Here is a 17,558-nt window from a genome sequence, read left to right on the forward strand (position 1 = left end):
CTTACTCCGCCTCCGTTAACTCTATTGCTGCCTCAAACAGGATTTGAACAGCTTCGGCAATATGCCTGGAATCCGACCATTCTTCCGGACAATGGCTCAGGCCATTTTTACTTGGAATAAACAGCATCCCAGTACTTGTGTAATCAGCGAAAACCATTGCATCGTGCCCGGCGCCGCTATTCATGGGGCATGAAGTGAAACCCAGTTCACTGCTTTTCTTCTTTAACAGACTCACAATCTCTTTATTCATCTCTTTTGGCTGAATATATAAAAGCTGTTCAACCGTTATTTCTACTCCGCTATCACGATAGATCTCTGCTAATTCTTTCACTTTTTGAATAACATTCTGGACATGTTCTTCCTTGCCGGAGCGAATGTCTACAGAAAAGACCGTTTGATCCGGAATTACATTGGCTCCATTTGGATAGACCTGCAATTGCCCAGTGGTTACTACCGTTCCTTCTCCTTCAGCCGCCGCCAACTCGGGAAATTGGGCTATCATCCCGGCGGCCGCAACCAGCGCATCAGACCGCCTGTCCATTGGAGTGGTCCCGGCATGCCCGGCCTGTCCTTTTACGGTTACTTCCAATTGCGTTAAGCCGACAATCGCTTCGACTACCCCTATTGGGATATTCTTTTCTTCTAAGATAGGTCCCTGTTCAATGTGCAATTCCAGATAAGCCTTTACTGACTGCTGGTCTCTTGTTTTCGGAAGAGACGGATCGAGCCCGATTTTCTTCATGGCTTCAACGGTCGTAATGCCATCGTTATCCTTCAATGATTTAAAGTCTTCCTCAGCCAGCAAACCGACCATTCCGCGTGAACCCATTAAGCCGCCGCCAAATCTGGAGCCTTCCTCTTCGATAAGGGCGATAACCTCCAGAGGATATTTTGGCGTTAATCCGTTCTCAGTGAAAAGTGCAGCGACTTCAAGTCCTGCTACAACTCCGGCAGGCCCATCATAGGATCCCCCATTCGGGACGGAATCAAAGTGAGAACCGATTAGAACACTTGGTGCATCTTTTAGGGACCCTTCAAGCTTTCCAAAGATATTGCCCAATCCATCTTCACGGACAGCCAAGCCCGCTTCCTTCATTTTCCCCTTAATATACTGCCGTGCAAGAAAATCCTCCTGACTATACGTCAGCCGGGTTGTTCCTTTGCCTGGAGTCGCTGTATAAGTGCTTAATGTGTCAATATGGTTTTCGATTCGCCCCTGTACTTTTTCCAGATTCACATTTTTCCCTGTTTGAACTTCACTCATTTCGATCCAATCCCTTTCTTATAATAGTCCGACAAAAATTCCGGCTAATACCACCGACACAATCGTCACCGTGATGAATCCCCCGACAAGCATAGGCGGAAGCATGTTGCTGGTCAGCATTTCCCTCTCTTTTTCATCTTCTGTCAATGATTTAATCACTTCATTTGTAATAATGTAGTCAGCCGGGAAACCATATAGTGCCGTCAGCGAAACCGCGAAAGCCATTTCCTTGCTCACCTTTAAAATTTTCCCTGCGATGAATGAGAAGATATACATTCCTATTACGCCTAGAATAATGCTTCCTGCCAGCGGATAAATAATCTCAAGCATCATCCCGGGTGTAGCCTGCTTTAAGCCGTCAAAAATAAAGAGCATCAGGGCCATGATCGCAAAGCCAAAACCATTTGCTTTCTGCAGTACCTGCTTCTCAAGAAAGCCAATACTTGTGGCAATAACCCCGAACAATAGACAAAGTACAAATGGACTGACACTCGCAACTGGAGCCAGCAGTGTTGATGTCAGATAAGCAAGGTAGGATACTGCCGCCAATCTTAAAAATTTGAAGAAATCTGTATTATATTTCTCCGGCATATTTCTAAAAAGCTTAAGCTCAGGTTTTGGAGCTGCCTCTGCTGCTGCAGCCGTCTCTTCACTCGCCATGCCCTGTGTCTTATAAGCAAGCTTTCCGCTTCGGTACTGCTGTAAAAGCCGCTTTCCTTCTTTTTTCAGGACAATGGAGGTGAGCGGATATCCAGCAAATCCCTGCATAACATAAATCACGATTGCAAAGACAGATAAAGAAGCCAGTCCCGCTTCTTTCGCTCCTTCGGACATAATCAGGGCAGATACAACGCCTCCAACCAATGGCGGAATGGCGACAACCACCGTTTTAAATCCAAAGATAAAGGTACCGATTCCAAGTAATATCGCGATAATTCCCAAAATCCCTGACAAAGCAATCACAATCGTCTTCCACTGATTTTTCAATTCCTGAATCGATAGCAAAGTCCCCATATTGGTAATCAATAAGTACATCATCATCGTAGCCACAACCGGCGGAACTCCTGCCAAAGCTACGATGTCCTGCGGAAAAAAAGTCCAATAGCCGGCAAGGAACAGTACGGCACAGACGAAAATGGACGGCACCCATGCCTTCGTGCGAACCGCAACCAAATCTCCAATAAATAAAATAAACAAAAGAATTACTAACGCTAACAGCTGTGACATAAACCCTTCCCCCCTCTATGTTGAATACCTATTCATTCGTGTTGCGAAAAATATATATTGTTAGAATAATAATACAATTATACTTTTCAGTCAATTTAAATTATTGAAAATTTTATGTAAGCGATGTCATTCCAGTTTTTGTATGGAGCTTAATTCTTTATATAGTTTGGTAAAATAATATTATTATTTTATAAGTTCATGAGAGCTGGAGAAAAATAAAAACTCGTCAATATGACGAGTTTTCTGGATTAGAATTTAATTAATACATCCCCAATGTTATTCCATTCATATATAAGAAGATTCAATTCAGCACCTGCAATAGTAATCTTTTCTGTTTTATATAATTCTGCACCATAATACTCATAGAAATGGCGGGTTTTATTATCTTCAAGTACCTCAACAAAAATTCTATTAAAGCCAAGTTCTTCAAATTGCAGGAAAACCTTCCTTAATAGCCTCTTGCCAACTCCCTTACCTTGATATTCCTCTAGGAGGTAAATGGCAGTTAAGTCACCGGATTCCGGAACATGATTACTTTCTCTCTTGCCGCAATCAGCAAATCCGATGATTTTACCATTGCTATTTTCCGCAACAAATACATAATTTCCCTTTTTTATAATATTTTCATTCCATAATTCCGTACGCCTGTCATAGGATAGCTTCTTCAAAAATTCATCAGGAATGATATTTTTATAGGTTGTTCTCCAGCTATCAACATGTACCTTCGCAATACCCTTTGAATCAGCTAAAACAGCTTTTCTTATGTTCATGAGCTTCACCTCTGAAAAAGGATAAGGTTTATATTCCATAGAAACACAAATAATCCCTTTCCCAATTCAGCAAAAAAAAGGAGCAGCAGCTGCTCCCTTTCCTGATATTAGTTTCTAGGATCAACATAATCCGGATAATCGGTAATAATGGCGTCAACATCCATTTCGAACAGGAAGTCGGCGGCATCCTGGCTGCGCACTGTCCATGATCCAATTTGCATGCCAAGAGAGTGAACCTGATTCACTAATTCTTTTGTGACAATTCCATAGCTTGGATTAAACCAATCTGCATAGGCTGAAAATTCCTGTAAAGCTTCCGCTGTAGTATCCGCACGATTAGATGTCAGTACACCAATGGGAACATTAGGCAGAAGCTGATCCATTGTTTTCATGGATTCAAAGTTAAAAGATTGGATAATGATTTTTTCATTTTGCGGTTTATCAAGATTTCGTTCTTTTATTTTATCCGCCACTTGTTCTTCAATGCCAGGGTAAAGCTCTGGAGCCTTCAATTCTATTAATATTCCAACCTTACCATGGTAGCGATCCAGAATCTCTTCAAATGTCGGGATTGGTTCCCCGGCAAATTGTTCCCCTTTCCAGCTGCCGGCATCGAGACTTCTTAAATAGTCAAACGTTAAATCCCCCACTTTTCCGGTTCCATCTGTTGTACGATCCACAGATGTATCGTGAATTACCACTAATTCGCCATCCTTGCTTCTTTGAACATCAATTTCGATATAATCAGCTTTCATGTCTACAGCCAGATCAAAGCCGGCTACTGTATTCTCCGGTGCATACCCTGTGGCACCGCGATGCGCTATATTATCCACTTGTTTCCTTTCTCCTGTTGTCGGTTCTGCTGCGAACGCCTGGCTGATTGGGCTGAACAGCAGTGACAAAGCCACCCCTGTACCAATTAATAATTTTTTGTTCATGCTCTCCATCTCCTATCTAAATATGTATTCAACCATATTCTAAAAAAGAGATGTTGATCTAGTGTGTTGATGTCTTTATAGATAAATAAAGATAGTATGAAAAAAAACCAGCCTTTCTCCCTAGTTTTTTTTACAATTACACTTATACAATTTAGTGAAAATGCTTTATCAGTCAATTTTACCTGTATCCAGGAAATAGTATTTGATGTTTGGGGATGGTTGAAAACCAGCATGGCTATTATCAGCATCCAATGTTTAATACACAGCAAACTGCAAAAATGGAAAACATTTCTTCCAGAAAAGGAACGACGTGCATCATACATTATCCATATACAGGGCAGCCTGCAATATAGTCAAGGCGGAGGGGAAATGTCCTCCACTCACTTTTTGCTGCTTATTCCCCATAAAAATTAACAGTAACGATTCGAAAAAGAATACATAACATAATTTAGTTTTTAATATTAAATGGTTAAGACTCATCCATTCATAAAAATAGCCTGAAAATTATCAGTTAGGGTTTCAGTCTTGTTTTCCAAAAAATTTGGAGGTGATTAAAATACCTAAGACATTAGTCATTCCAAGAGGTGGATACAAACCTATACTTAATGTAATGAATACAGAAATTGCTGTTAATGAATTAAAAAAGCATTTTGAAGCCAGGCTTTCAGAGAACTTAAACCTGATAAAGGTATCACCACCTTTATTAGTAAGTGAAGGCAATGGAATAAACGATAACTTAAGCGGAAGCGAACGAGTTGTTTCATTTGATGCTTTAGATATTAAAGATCATCAAATTGAAATCGTTCAATCTTTAGCAAAGTGGAAAAGAGTCGCTTTAGGCAGATATGGGTTTACTATTGGTGAGGGACTTTACACAAATATGAATGCCGTTAGAAGAGATGAGGTATTAGACAACCTTCACTCAATGTATGTGGATCAATGGGACTGGGAAAAAATAATCTCAAAAGATCAGCGAAATCTGAAAACACTCAAAGCCGAGGTAAGGAATATCTATCAGGCAATGAAGTCGACGGAAAAACACATGTATGAGTTTCACCCCGCCCTTAAGCCGGTATTGCCAGAGGATATTTATTTTATCACAGCACAGGAGCTGGAGGACCTCTATCCCCACCTGACCCCAAAGGAGCGAGAGGATTCCGTTTCAAAGGAATACGGCGCTGTTTTTCTAATGCAAATCGGTGGAGCTCTGCGGTCTGGAACAAAGCACGACAGCCGTTCTCCAGACTATGATGACTGGTCATTTAACGGAGATATTTTATTTTGGAGCCCACTGCTGGAAAGGTCTATTGAAATCTCTTCTATGGGTATCCGGGTAGATGAAAATACGCTGCTAAAACAATTAAAGCTTGAAAATAATGAGGAACGAATCTTACTGGAGTTTCATAAATCTCTTCTTAATGGAGAACTTCCTTATACACTTGGAGGAGGTATAGGGCAGTCCAGATTATGCATGTTTTTATTAAAGAAAGCACATATTGGGGAAGTCCAGGCTTCAGTTTGGAATGTAGAAATACTAAGATACTGCCAAGAAAATAATATTAACCTGCTGTGAATTACCCCTTTTTGATTTATAAACAATACTGCTGATAGCTTCCTGCCAAGTTATCAGCTCTTTATTTTCCTCCAAATGTCTAGTGTAGGCTTGACTACACAGTATCCCATATTAAAAGATGAAAATTCCCTGCTTTTCATACGAAAAGTCAGGGAGTAGTTTTATGAAAGACTGGGAGGAATTTGATCCTGCCTCATAACTGAAGGCGGTGTATTATATATATATGGAGGAGCTGGCTTAAGCTTAGGTTTTTTTGCAAATGGCTGCGGATTTTTAACATATTGGAATGTTCCCTGGCCATCCATGCTTGGCCCGCTTGCCCAGCGCCCCTTGGCACTTTGATCGCCATCTGAAAAATTGAATAAAACATATGAGACTTCCTGTTTTTCTAAGTGTTTAGGGAATGTACTCGGAACCACGATATTTTCTTTTGATTCCAATTCCCGAATCGCTGCGATCCACTGATTTTGGTGCATAGTGTCCCTTGCAAGGAGCCAGGCCAGCATGTCTCTTACACCTGGATCAGTAGTTTCATTATAAAGTCTGGCTACCTGAAGACGCCCTTGGGATTCTGCTGTAAGATTCGCCCGGAAATCAGCTAATAGGTTTCCGCTCGCAATAATATAATCCGCTGTCCACCTATTGCCGACACTATCAGCAGGCATTGCCCCCAATCCAGAAACGATTACATGCTGAGGGTTCATCCCTCCTAAAATTGCTTCCAAAACAGGATCTTTGGCTGCCTCCTCCTGTGCCCCCACCGGTGCTCCATCAAGCAATCTTGCTATCATCGTTGAAAGCATTTCGATATGTGCCAATTCTTCTGTCCCTGTGTCCATTAAAAGATCGCGGTATTTCCCATCCCCCCGGGTATTCCAGCCTTGAAACAGATATTGCATCGCTACAGAAATTTCGCCGAATTGGCCACCAAGTACCTCTTGAAGTTTCTTCGCATAAACAGGATCAGGTCTTTCAGGTTTGGCATGATATTGTAATTCTTTGATGTGATAAAACATATAAGCCCTCCCTAATTTTTCTCATACCATATAACTTTATGAATGCCTGCTTTCGTTTATGCTCAGTACCTTGGATTAATGAAAAAGGAATATATAGAGACGCGCAGTGGTTACTACATGGTGATGCTTAACTTTAGAGCTAGTTATGAAAGCAGCGCTAAAGTGAACTCATAAATTGCTTGGCTGCCTATTTATATACAAAATAATGAAAATGCTTGGTAAGACTCAATTGAGTCAAATAGTACCTTTCGCTATAAACCGATGAAAATTCGGATTTAATATCCATCATCCTAACACCATGAAGATACTCCTCCCCCATAACTCTTTCCACTCAAGGACTTTCCATTCACCTAGTTTAAGTCCCGCTGTTGAAACAGTAGAACTCCTCCAATAGTGCCCCCATCATATTTATCAATTCGGATATGTTCTAAATCGAAACTATCAATTTCATGTCTATTTTTCTCAGATTTCGAATATAAAATCTGGCGGGAGGAGGAGGAAAACATAATCTTTGTCCTTCCCCAATCATTCAAGCTTCATCATCCAAAGCCTTTATTGCCATCTCCGCTGCCTCTGCAATCAGAGCGTTATCATATTCGGCATCCTTTGAATCCCGGCTGGAAAGGATCGTCATGATAATCGGCTCCCTGTTCGGCGGCCAGACAATCGCAATGTCATTACGTGTTCCGAAGCCTGCTGCACCGCTCTTATCAGCTACTTCCCAGCCGCTTGGCACACCAGCACGGATTAATGGATCCCCAGTAACGTTACCCCGCATCCACTCGGTTAAAATGTTCCGCTTTTCTTCAGTCAGAAAATCGCCAATTAAAACTTTCTGAAGGCTTGCTGCAAGTGCTTCAGGTGTACTTGTATCCCGAATGTCCCCTGGCTCTGCCTCGTTCAAATCCGTCTCGAACCGCTCAGGCTTTGTAACAGTATCCCCCATTTCTTTCAAAGCTGCTTCGAATCCTTCAGGCCCTCCTAATTCCTCTAAAATTAAGTTGCCTGCTGTATTGTCGCTAAACCGGATTGCCGCTTCACAGAGTTCCCTTAAAGTCATGCCAGTCTTTACATGCTTTTCTGTAACAGGAGAATATGTCACCAGGTCATCACTTGTGTATGTAATGATTTCATTCATTTCCTCCAGTGATTTTCTCTGCAGCAATATTGCAGCTGCCAGCGGCTTGAATGTAGATGCGTAGGCAAATCTCTCATTAGACCTGTAAGTAATTGTCTTTTTCGTTCCTGTGTCATATGCATACACACCAAGCCGTGCGTCAAATTCCTTCTCCAGCTTTTTGAATTTTTGTTTTGTATTTACAGAAGTTTCTTTGGAGTTTTCTGCCGCACTGACATCTGATTGATAACTGCCATTTGCACAGCCAGTCAGGGCAAGAAGCAGAACCAAACTGACTAGCCGGACTGCTTTTAACCTATTCTTACTAAAAACAGAATGATATTGTTTCCTCATATTATTACCTCTCTCCATAAAAATTTTAAGCTTTTTACTTTTAAACAACGCATATAGACTACAAGTGTAATACAATACTACATTTGTAGTCTTGTTTTGTCAACCGCTAGAAACCCATGATATTATGGTGTTTCACAAGATCACCATGATTTGATAAAGTAAAAATAGAATGCTAGCAGGATTGGTATTCATTTTATCCAGGGAATTAAAACTAGATGTAAAATTTTAGAAGGAAGGTCTGAGGATGATAACAAGCTCACAGTTCTTATCTGTTTTTTTGGAATGTCTGCTGGTGTCTTCTTTTGCAATCGGAGTCATTCTTCTGTTAAAAAGACTTTTAAAGAAACATTTAACAGCCCAAGCTCACTATAATCTTTGGTTTCTAGTATTGCTTGCTCTGCCACTGCCTCTTATTCCATTACAATTCATGCCATTTGCGGATTCATTATCCTTTTGGAATAGCAATAGCAGCCTTCAATCCCAAACTGCGCCATCTGCAGAGGTTCCATTAAGGCAAAATAATTGGATGGAGGACATAACCGTCTCGGTGGAACGCTATGATTTAACATTATTAAATAATGCTTTATTCTTTATTTGGATTTCAGGAGTGGCTATTTTAACTGTATTTACGCTGCTCGCAATGCTTAAGATCAGTAAAATAAAGAAACACACAAACAGCCTGAGAAATAACGGGCTTTTATCATTATTCGAGGACTGCAAACACAAACTGAAGATTACTGGATGTATTATTGTCGGAGAGTCATCTCTCGTTAAAACCCCAATGACGTTTGGCCTTTTAAAGACTTATGTGGTGCTTCCCCGCCATTTTGACGAGTGGCTTTCTGAAAAGGATATAGAATATATCTTTTTACATGAACTGAGCCACTATAAAAATAAAGATTTTTCAGTCAATTATTTTATGGTGATTCTTCAAGTTTTATATTGGTTTAATCCTCTAGTTTGGCTTGCGTTTAGGAGAATGAGGCTGGATCGCGAAATCGCCTGTGATGCTAAGGTTTTAAATTCTTTGGATGAGAAGGCTTATATGGAGTATGGAAACAGCATTATTCATTTTGCCCATAAAGCCTCAAGGGCAGTGACTGTCGATTTGGCAAACCATTTAAACGGGTCAAAGAAACAGATCAAAACGAGAATCGAAAAAATTGCCTGTTTTAAACCGGAATCAAAACTGCTGAGATGGAAAAGTGCGGCAGTACTCCTTTTTGCGGGGATATTTATTGCAGGCCAAGCTCCATTTATCTCTGTAATGGCTCATGAAAATAGCAGCTATAAATTTAAGGATGATAACATTATTTATGAGGATTTAGGCAATTATTTTGCAGGGTTTGATGGAAGCTTTGTGTTGTATGATAAAGAAGCAGACCAATATCTTATTCATAATCGGAATAAAAGCACATTAAGGGTTTCACCAAATTCCACTTATAAGATTTATAGTGCTCTGCTTGGTTTAGAATCAGGCACCATAACGGTTGAAAACTCGTCGGCCAAATGGAACGGACTTAAGTATCCTATTGATTCCTGGAATGCGGATCAGGATTTAACTTCTGCAATAAGAAATTCTGTTACATGGTATTTTCAATCGTTAGACCAGCAGGTGCAGCCCGGTACTATTCAAACCTTCTTAGACCGAATCAAGTACGGGAATCGTGATCTAACTGGTGGAATAGACGAATATTGGCTGGAATCTTCCCTTAAAATTTCTCCAGTGGAACAAGTTCAGCTGCTTAAAAAATTTTATGCAAATCAATTTGGATTTAAAGAAAAGAATATCCAAACAGTGAAGGATTCCATTAAACTAGAGAGAAAAGAGGGAGCCCTCCTTTCAGGAAAAACAGGTACAGGCACTGTAAATGGAGAAAACATCAATGGATGGTTCATTGGATATGTTGAGTCAGGGCAGGACACATACTTTTTTGCAACGAATATACAGAATGAAGATGACTCTAATGGAAGTAAAGCAGCTGAAATTACATTATCCATTTTGAAGCAGAAAGGCATTTATTAATTGCTTCATCTCATTAAAGAAGGAGGGCGGTAATATGACTGATAGGATTCCCAGCATCTCAGAATCCGAGTGGGAAGTCATGACTGTTCTTTGGCACGGCGCACCCAAAACGGCTAATGAAGTCATTCTATCCTTACAAGAGAGTACAGACTGGAAGCCCAAAACAATCCGTACTCTTCTGGATAGGCTTGTCCATAAGAATGTAGTCGGCGTAAATAAAAACCAGAGAATCTATACCTTTTTCCCGCTCTATTCACAGGATGAATGCCAGCGGGCTGAAGCTCAATCCTTTATCAAGCGAATCTATGGCGGAACGGTGAAATCCATGCTAGTCCAATTCATCCAGGAAGACTCCCTGTCTGATGAGGAAATTAACGAACTGCGGACGATTTTGGCAAAGAAACAAGAGAAGGATCAATAACCTACATGCGTGGCCCTCTACAATGGCTGGGGTTTTTAGCTTCTTCTATCCTTGCTGGAACCTAAATACCTGTTACCGGATTACCTTAACAATAATACTAAAAAAGAAGAAGAGCATTGTGCAAATCCATTGCTCTCCTTCTTCTTTATACTTTGTAATTCATGCTTACTATTTCATTCGGTCTTTACCTGTTCACTTTGTATGTTTATTGCTAAATCGCAGCCTTCCTTTTGAATGCCTGTTTCAGATCAATCCCAAACACTAGGCCATTACCCTATAACTCTCCACAATTGGGCGGTGTATCCTTTTCCCCCTCAGCGAAATCACAGCCTTCAGCAACTGATTCAAGTCCGTATTCAGTATTGCTTATTTCATATAAATCCTGAGCATTTTTTTGGATATTCTCGAGCTGCTTTTCTTTCTTTTCTCTCATGTCTTTCCTCCAATGTTTTTATTTAAAAGTTTTATCTTAGATGAGCAATATTATTCGTGTTGAGGAGATTCATGGGAGCAGCACTTCTAATGAGCAATAACGCCATATTCATGCAAAAACCACTGTAGTAACGGAAGCTTGAAAAATAAAGTCAGTTTCCCTGCACCTTGAAACATAAGAAAAGCCAATTCCGCAATGGGAATTGGCTTTTCTTTTTATTGATGCTTTAGGAGAATTCAAAGCTCAATTTGTTTAATTATCTTAGCTGGATTTCCGCCAACTACTACATTATCAGGCACATCTTTCGTAACAACTGCACCTGAAGCGATAACAACATTGTCCCCAATTGTTACACCTGGATTGATTACGGCACTTCCGCCAATCAATACATTGTTTCCAAACATGATCGGCTTTGCGTATTCTCTGCCTGAATTGCGATCAGCAGGATGAAGCGGGTGTGTTGCCGTATAAATTTGCACTCCGGGTGCAAGCATGCAATTATCTCCAAAACGAACTTCACTGACATCTAAAATAGTGCAGTCGAAGTTCGCGAAAAAGTTTTCTCCTACATGCGTATTATAACCGTAATCAAATCTGATATTTGGCTCCATATAAACGTTTTTCCCGGTTGAACCGAGCAGTTCCTTTAATAATTTTGTCCTTTTTTCTCCTTCAGTCTCCAGAGTTTGATTATAAATTCTGACCTTTCCCCTTGCTTCTTCGCGCTCCTTTAGTAATACCGGATCAGCAGGATCATACATTTCTCCAGCCAGCATTTTCTCTTTTTCTGTTTTCATTTTAATGGCCTACTTTCAAATTTATCTATTTGTGCTAAAGGTAACATCCTCAGAGCTATTAATCTCTTTCTTATTCAGCAGGCGGTTCAGTTTTTCAGAACTTAAGAACATTGCTGCAGCAAGAAGAACAATACATAACGGGAAAATCCCAATTGTTGAATGAGAGGCAATGAAGCCTAGAACAGGCGGCAGAAAGGTACTGCCTGTATATGCAACAGCCATTTGATAACCCATGATGGTCTGGGAATGCTTCTTCCCAAAACGCGCTGGCGTTTCGTGCAGCATACACGGAAAGATTGGTGCCAATCCTAATCCAACCAAAACAAAGCCTGCAAGCGCGAAAACGGATGTAAATGGCAGGAAAAGAAGGATGGCACCAGCAAGTGCAAGAATTTGCCCCATCCGAATGAGAGTACGATTATTCACTTTAAACGTAATGAAACCAGTAATAAATCTGCCAATTGTAATGCCTGCGAAATAAAAGGAAACCCATTGGGCAGCCTCCGCTGCCGGCAGGCCCTTCATGCTTACCAGAAAGCTGCTTCCCCAGAGCCCCATCGTGGCTTCTGCCCCGCAATAAAACAAGAAGGATAATAAAGCTAATTTAACTCCTTTGATTTGGAGCGGTTTTACAATTTCAGCATGATCCACTCTTTCTTCTGATTCCTCCGCCTCTCCAACTAAAGCTTTATTATTTTTCTTTCCTTTATTCCATAAAGGCAAAGTCAGCAAAAGGATGATTGCCAGCACAAATTGTATTCCTGCAATGGCAAAATACCCATTGCTCCAGGAGTTCCCCCCTGCTATATACTGGGCCATGATGATCGGGCCAATAGTGGCTCCGACTCCCCAGAAACTGTGCAGCCAGCTCATGTGATGTGCTTTATAATGCGCAGCAACATAATCGTTTAATCCTGCATCAATTGCACCTGCCCCCAATCCGAGAGGTATGGCACATAGAAACAGCCAATAAACCGATGGAGCAAAATAAAAGCCAAGTAACGCGGCAGCAGTCATTAACGTACTGAAAAAAGATACCTTCCCAGTTCCAAACCGTTTGAGTATTCTTCCGCTACCTAAGCTCGAGATGATTGTACCGCCAGCTATTGTCATAAAAAGCCATCCGGCAGTCTCCAGCGGGGCGCCTAAGTCTGCCTGCATGACAGGCCATACCGCCCCTAACACTGAATCCGGCAGACCCAGACTAATAAAAGCCAAATATATGATCACCAAAAGGATTGTTGCCATGCTTCAGCCTCACCTATTTTCTGATATATTTTTCAGGCGACTCAAGCATAAGCGCCAGCCCCAGACTCTGCAATCCGTATAAATAGTCCTGTTTCCAATCACTTATTGCCAGAATGGGCAGATGTTCTGCCGGGATGTATTCTGAGCTTGCTGCTGCAATTTTTTCTACCAGGGTCTCTTCCACTTCATCTTTGCAGAAGATGAACGTATGAGGATTAATGATAGCCGTAATTGAGGCTACTAATCTGCTGATAGCATCAACCTGATTATCTCTGGATATCAGCACCTCTTTATGACTGAATCCATTTTCCAAGGCTTCGCGGAAGTTTCGGTCATCATATTGAGGAACAAATGAAACTTCCCCGGCAAAAAAAGTGTTTCCCCGCACAACATCCCCGTTGATCATAAATCCCGCACCAGGACCATTTTGACCGGAATATAAATACACAAGGGATTGATGATCTTTTATCCCCTTAGAATGGTGATATCCAAGAACTGCAGCATTCATGTCGTTCTCTACAACAACTGGCATCGAAAAGAAATTCTCAAAATATCCTTTAATATCGAAGTCTTGAAACTGTTCATAGCCGGGTATATAAAAGATCCGCCCATTCTTAACGGAACCCGGCACCCCAATGGCAAGCGACCGGATTGCTTGTTTATCCGCCAATAATTTTTCAATCGAGCCCGTTAATAAATTCAGCCCGCCGTCAGTCAATACACTTTGAAGGGTTCCTTGTTCCTTCACTTCTCCCGCACAATTAAAAATGGCATAATTCGTCTCTGTCTTCTCTAAGAAAATTGCCAGGCCCAGCATATAGTCAGGATTGTATGTATATCTTTTCGCTCTTCTCCCGCCGCTGGATTCATCCAGTCCCGACGACAGAATTTCCCCATCCTTCTCCATCTGTGAAAGGAACTTGCTTATCGTCGGAAAACTGATTCCCAATTTATCACTTAGTTCAACTTTGGTTGCACTTCCCAGGTCTAAAAGTGATCTGCGAATACCAGAAAGGATGCCCAGGCTTAAAGCTTTTGGAGCAGTCTTCATTATTCTCACCACCTGCAAATCATACTTATTAAACAGATTTAAAAAGTATTCAATAATAAACTTATTAAAGGTCTTTAATAAGTTTATTATTGGAAATATATCATTAAAATTAACCGAAAACAACCTTCCCTTTATCAGAGATGTAATTTTTCAGCAGACTGTCTTTACAAGGTTCCTCGTTGAGCTTGAATACTAATTTTATTTACCTTTCTAGACGCCCCTGAGAGTCAAGGAGAAAGCTATTCCTTCCAATATATTACTCCCGACTATATAATAATACTAAGAACGAATCTATTAAAGGAGCAGATTCAGGCATGCAAAAACTTACCCTGGCTGAAGCAGTAAAATTAAAAAGTGTTCTGGCTAAACGAATTCACGAGTTAGAAGAAGAAATGGACCGTGTAGCATTTGCCGATATTGAAAAAGGCAGCAAGCTTCCTGAAATGCCAAGATCGCTTGGTATGGTGGAAAAAGAGATGGATGAAGTCCGTAAAGACATGAGACTGCTGGATAAGCTTGTATATAAAGCCAATATTGAAAATGACATCACCTTTAACAATGAATCATTGCCAATCGTAGAAGCAATTGAGCTTGCCACCCAATATCGGGCAAAGGCCCGCAAATTCAAGGAATATGGCACAGCAGCCAGAGAGGAATTCCTTTATACAGTGTCGGAAAACGTGTCGATGGTGAAAATGGCGCTATTTGATCCGGAGCAGTACCGATTAAAGGGCCTGGAAGCCGAACGCCAGGCGAATCGTCTGTCCAACTTAATCAATAACAAGAATTATTTGATAGAATTAGAGTTTGACAGCGAAAAGTATTTCTAGACCTTGAAGTGGTGAGACTCTGCTTCAAGGCATAGAAGGAACACCCTCCTATTGTGTACAAAGGTACCTTGTAATGGCAATGGCAAACCGATTATCCATGACCCATTACAACTTCATCCGTAACCAATAACCAACCATGGCTACTGGAGGCCGACGGCCATTCATCCGTAATCCCGGTTCCTTCTATGAGCCTCCATTCAATTTGAATGGAGGCTTTTTATTAATCCAATGACCTGAGGGGGACACAATTTCTCTGAAAGATCAGCAAAAGGGACAGTGTACCTGTCCCCGTGTCCCTTAAAGCAGCAGTTCCCACGTTTCTCCAACTAATTCGTGCCCAAAGCTATGATGTTCTTCCTCCTTAACAAGCTGAAATCCCTTTTTCTGATAGATATGCCGCGCTTCTTTAAGAACACTGTTTGTCCATAGAACGAGTTTCTTATATCCTGCTTGTTTGGAAAAGTTTATGCATTCTTCAACCAATTGTGAACCAAGGCCCATTCCTCTCGCCTTTGGGTCTACTATTAATAGACGAAGCTTAGCTGTATCCTCACTTCCTTCTACAACAAAAATAGAACCCACTATTTCTCCGTTCATTTCGGCAATCCAGCAGCGTTCCCGCTTAGGATTATAGTTGATTATAAAGTCCGCTGCAATTTGAGATACAAGAGCTTCAAATCTCTCATCCCATCCAAATTCTTGTGAATACAAAAGACCATGCTTGTGTACAACCCACCCCATATCACCAGGTTCATGCTGACGAAGAAAATACGGGCCTGAAAATTTTAGGCTTTCATTCTTGCTGATCAGTCCTTCAACGGTTTTCATAGCGTTAATTAATTGCTGCTGTTCACTTTCCGATAATTTCCCAAGAAGATCCGCTATTTCATTGTATGAACGTTCATTTAGTTTAGAAAAAGCTTTTTCTCCCTCTGGCGTAAGCTTTAAAATGCGCTGCCTGGCATCTTTAGCAGAACGTTCTTTCTTTATAAGGCCTTTCTCTTCAAATCGGGCTAATATTCGACTTAAATAGCCTGCATCTAAACCCAGCTCTTGAGTTAAATTTGATGCTGCAGGGTCCTCGTTAGTGGCGATTTCAAACAGGATTCTGGATTCTGTCAGTGAATAGGGGCTATGTAGTAACCCTTCCCGCAAAGCTCCTATTTGTCTGGTCATAAAACGGTTAAAATGGCGAACAGCACTGATTCTTTCCTCAAACGGGATCATGGACAAAGAAATCACTCCTCGGAATATAGTTGCCTTTGTCAAATATAATAATTAATTTACTTGCTTCAGTCAACTTCTTTCCGGAACAAAGAGGAAGCTTGTTAAAAGAAAAAGCGCCAATTTCTTTAAATTGAAATCGGCACTTCGTTTATTTCCTTATATTCGTTTAGCGTGATGCTTTAGGCGGCTGGCACACATCACATTTACGCTGGTGATTATTTTTAAATTTCGTAAATGTTTTTTCAAACTCACTGCCGCATGCACATTTAAAAAGCAGTTTTTGAGAAAAACCATGATATTCCGTCGATAACAGCTTACTATCTGAATTTTTCTCAACAAATTCATTAATTTTACTGATTGTCCATCGTTTATTCATACTACACACCTCCATATTTAATCACTAGACGGAGGCTTTTCTGGGCATCCGTTCCACCATGAGCACTACTCATAATTCCTAAGTTCCTCATTATAACATGGTCTGGGGACAAAGGAACAGGTTCATTGCCCCATCCATTCCAGTATCACTGATTGTTTAACATCTTACATATTTTCGTTTAAAGCCAAGCTTCCCTCTATCTACTTCCTTCTGGATATTTTCTGAGGCGTGCAGGAAACTGCTTTTTTTCTTGTCCCGCTTCATTTCTACCGGCCCGATGGCTTTCGCTGTCTCAACTGCTTTTTCATGGAGCGGCAAATAAGAAACACCCACTGTATAGACAAAATTATTCATGGCGGATTTTGTACGCTCCGGAGAATCGTGGATGGTGTCTTTCACTTTATCAAGCATTTTGGCCAGTTTCTCTTCGGAAAATTCAGCGTCCGGACGATTCCCCAAAAGCCAGCAGTAGCAGCTCCAGCCCCCTGACATCCGCAGCTCTTCCCCGCTTTCGATCCATTTATCGGCAACAGCCTGTGCAATATCTGCTTCAGCTAATGTAACGGCCACCACATAATCGGACAGCATATAAAAATATGCATCATCCATCCAGCGGTCAAAATCCGCTTCGGTCATGGCTTCTGGATCTGCAATGATGCCTGCAAAGTACATGGCATCGTAGTTCCCTGTAGCGTATAGCTCCTCTGCCAAAGGCTGATTTCTTTTAATTTTTTTGGCGATTGGCTTCATTGCACCTGTTGCCACTCCAAAAAGCGGCTCGCGCGCGCCGTTTGATATGTACATTTTCTTGGTCCGTTCCTTGCTGAGAGCTTCGAGCTCCTGCATAACCGTTTGTAAATCCATCTTTAAGCACTTCCTTCCATTTTAAT

Annotated in this window: 17 protein-coding genes; 4 read left to right on the top strand and 13 right to left on the bottom strand. The window is 41.1% G+C overall.

Going from position 1 to position 17,558, the window contains the following annotated elements; all coding sequences use genetic code 11:
• Nucleotide 1: 1 nt before the first annotated feature.
• The 4 genes from MKY20_RS00630 to MKY20_RS00645 all read right to left on the bottom strand — a co-directional run bounded on the left by MKY20_RS00630 (nucleotide 2) and on the right by MKY20_RS00645 (nucleotide 4,199).
• Nucleotides 2–1,264, bottom strand: a complete 1,263-nt coding sequence (locus MKY20_RS00630; protein WP_071157375.1) for a Zn-dependent hydrolase — start codon at nucleotides 1,262–1,264, stop codon at nucleotides 2–4.
• Between the two features lie 18 nt (nucleotides 1,265–1,282).
• Nucleotides 1,283–2,491: a hypothetical protein gene (locus MKY20_RS00635; RefSeq protein WP_071157374.1), complete on the bottom strand. Its 1,209-nt coding sequence runs from the start codon at nucleotides 2,489–2,491 to the stop codon at nucleotides 1,283–1,285.
• Between the two features lie 248 nt (nucleotides 2,492–2,739).
• Nucleotides 2,740–3,261 carry a GNAT family N-acetyltransferase gene (locus MKY20_RS00640; RefSeq protein ID WP_009335380.1) on the bottom strand — a complete coding sequence of 174 codons (522 nt, stop codon included), beginning with the start codon at nucleotides 3,259–3,261 and terminating at the stop codon, nucleotides 2,740–2,742.
• A 107-nt stretch (nucleotides 3,262–3,368) separates the two neighbouring features.
• On the bottom strand, nucleotides 3,369–4,199 hold the full coding sequence (locus MKY20_RS00645) for a glycerophosphodiester phosphodiesterase (protein ID WP_019380248.1): 831 nt from the start codon (nucleotides 4,197–4,199) through the stop codon (nucleotides 3,369–3,371).
• Nucleotides 4,200–4,809: 610 nt separating this feature from the next.
• Between MKY20_RS00645 and asnA the strand changes: the two genes are divergently transcribed.
• The gene (asnA, locus tag MKY20_RS00650; protein ID WP_217026191.1) at nucleotides 4,810–5,772 is read left to right on the top strand and encodes an aspartate--ammonia ligase; all 963 of its coding nucleotides are present in this window, start codon (nucleotides 4,810–4,812) and stop codon (nucleotides 5,770–5,772) included.
• 161 nt (nucleotides 5,773–5,933) lie between these two features.
• On the opposite strand, the gene MKY20_RS00655 is transcribed toward asnA, so the two are convergent.
• Both MKY20_RS00655 and bla read right to left on the bottom strand, forming a co-directional pair.
• Complete coding sequence (locus MKY20_RS00655; protein ID WP_009335383.1) at nucleotides 5,934–6,788, bottom strand: manganese catalase family protein; 855 nt, start codon at nucleotides 6,786–6,788, stop codon at nucleotides 5,934–5,936.
• A 529-nt stretch (nucleotides 6,789–7,317) separates the two neighbouring features.
• The gene (bla, locus tag MKY20_RS00660) at nucleotides 7,318–8,259 is read right to left on the bottom strand and encodes a class A beta-lactamase (protein ID WP_217026161.1); all 942 of its coding nucleotides are present in this window, start codon (nucleotides 8,257–8,259) and stop codon (nucleotides 7,318–7,320) included.
• A 244-nt stretch (nucleotides 8,260–8,503) separates the two neighbouring features.
• Here bla and MKY20_RS00665 point away from each other — a divergent pair, with 244 nt between their 5' ends.
• Entirely contained in the window at nucleotides 8,504–10,285 is a 1,782-nt protein-coding gene (locus tag MKY20_RS00665; protein ID WP_340999990.1) for a BlaR1 family beta-lactam sensor/signal transducer, read from the top strand.
• Nucleotides 10,286–10,319: 34 nt separating this feature from the next.
• Entirely contained in the window at nucleotides 10,320–10,706 is a 387-nt protein-coding gene (gene blaI / locus MKY20_RS00670) for a penicillinase repressor BlaI (RefSeq protein WP_009335386.1), read from the top strand.
• Between the two features lie 274 nt (nucleotides 10,707–10,980).
• Here the strand turns inward: blaI and MKY20_RS00675 are convergent, their stop codons facing one another.
• The 4 genes from MKY20_RS00675 to MKY20_RS00690 all read right to left on the bottom strand — a co-directional run bounded on the left by MKY20_RS00675 (nucleotide 10,981) and on the right by MKY20_RS00690 (nucleotide 14,235).
• Nucleotides 10,981–11,139 carry a hypothetical protein gene (locus tag MKY20_RS00675; protein WP_175502171.1) on the bottom strand — a complete coding sequence of 53 codons (159 nt, stop codon included), beginning with the start codon at nucleotides 11,137–11,139 and terminating at the stop codon, nucleotides 10,981–10,983.
• 236 nt (nucleotides 11,140–11,375) lie between these two features.
• Nucleotides 11,376–11,936, bottom strand: coding sequence for a sugar O-acetyltransferase (locus MKY20_RS00680; RefSeq protein ID WP_340999992.1), 561 nt, complete (start codon nucleotides 11,934–11,936; stop codon nucleotides 11,376–11,378).
• A 21-nt stretch (nucleotides 11,937–11,957) separates the two neighbouring features.
• The gene (locus MKY20_RS00685; RefSeq protein ID WP_071157364.1) at nucleotides 11,958–13,184 is read right to left on the bottom strand and encodes an MFS transporter; all 1,227 of its coding nucleotides are present in this window, start codon (nucleotides 13,182–13,184) and stop codon (nucleotides 11,958–11,960) included.
• A 13-nt stretch (nucleotides 13,185–13,197) separates the two neighbouring features.
• Nucleotides 13,198–14,235 carry an ROK family transcriptional regulator gene (locus MKY20_RS00690; RefSeq protein WP_071157362.1) on the bottom strand — a complete coding sequence of 346 codons (1,038 nt, stop codon included), beginning with the start codon at nucleotides 14,233–14,235 and terminating at the stop codon, nucleotides 13,198–13,200.
• Nucleotides 14,236–14,549: 314 nt separating this feature from the next.
• Here MKY20_RS00690 and MKY20_RS00695 point away from each other — a divergent pair, with 314 nt between their 5' ends.
• Nucleotides 14,550–15,065 carry a hypothetical protein gene (locus MKY20_RS00695; RefSeq protein ID WP_009335391.1) on the top strand — a complete coding sequence of 172 codons (516 nt, stop codon included), beginning with the start codon at nucleotides 14,550–14,552 and terminating at the stop codon, nucleotides 15,063–15,065.
• A 297-nt stretch (nucleotides 15,066–15,362) separates the two neighbouring features.
• Here MKY20_RS00695 and MKY20_RS00700 read toward each other — a convergent pair whose 3' ends face one another.
• From MKY20_RS00700 to MKY20_RS00710, 3 genes are all read right to left on the bottom strand, one after another.
• Complete coding sequence (locus MKY20_RS00700; RefSeq protein WP_083390488.1) at nucleotides 15,363–16,292, bottom strand: bifunctional helix-turn-helix transcriptional regulator/GNAT family N-acetyltransferase; 930 nt, start codon at nucleotides 16,290–16,292, stop codon at nucleotides 15,363–15,365.
• A 166-nt stretch (nucleotides 16,293–16,458) separates the two neighbouring features.
• Entirely contained in the window at nucleotides 16,459–16,668 is a 210-nt protein-coding gene (locus tag MKY20_RS00705) for a hypothetical protein (RefSeq protein ID WP_009335393.1), read from the bottom strand.
• Between the two features lie 156 nt (nucleotides 16,669–16,824).
• Nucleotides 16,825–17,532 (bottom strand): DNA alkylation repair protein, encoded by a 708-nt coding sequence (locus MKY20_RS00710; protein WP_071157360.1) that lies wholly within the window; start codon nucleotides 17,530–17,532, stop codon nucleotides 16,825–16,827.
• Between the last annotated feature and the right edge of the window lie 26 nt (nucleotides 17,533–17,558).

Origin of the sequence: Cytobacillus sp. FSL W8-0315 (genome assembly GCF_038002905.1) — a bacterium.
Lineage (GTDB): Bacteria > Bacillota > Bacilli > Bacillales > Cytobacillaceae > Cytobacillus > Cytobacillus pseudoceanisediminis.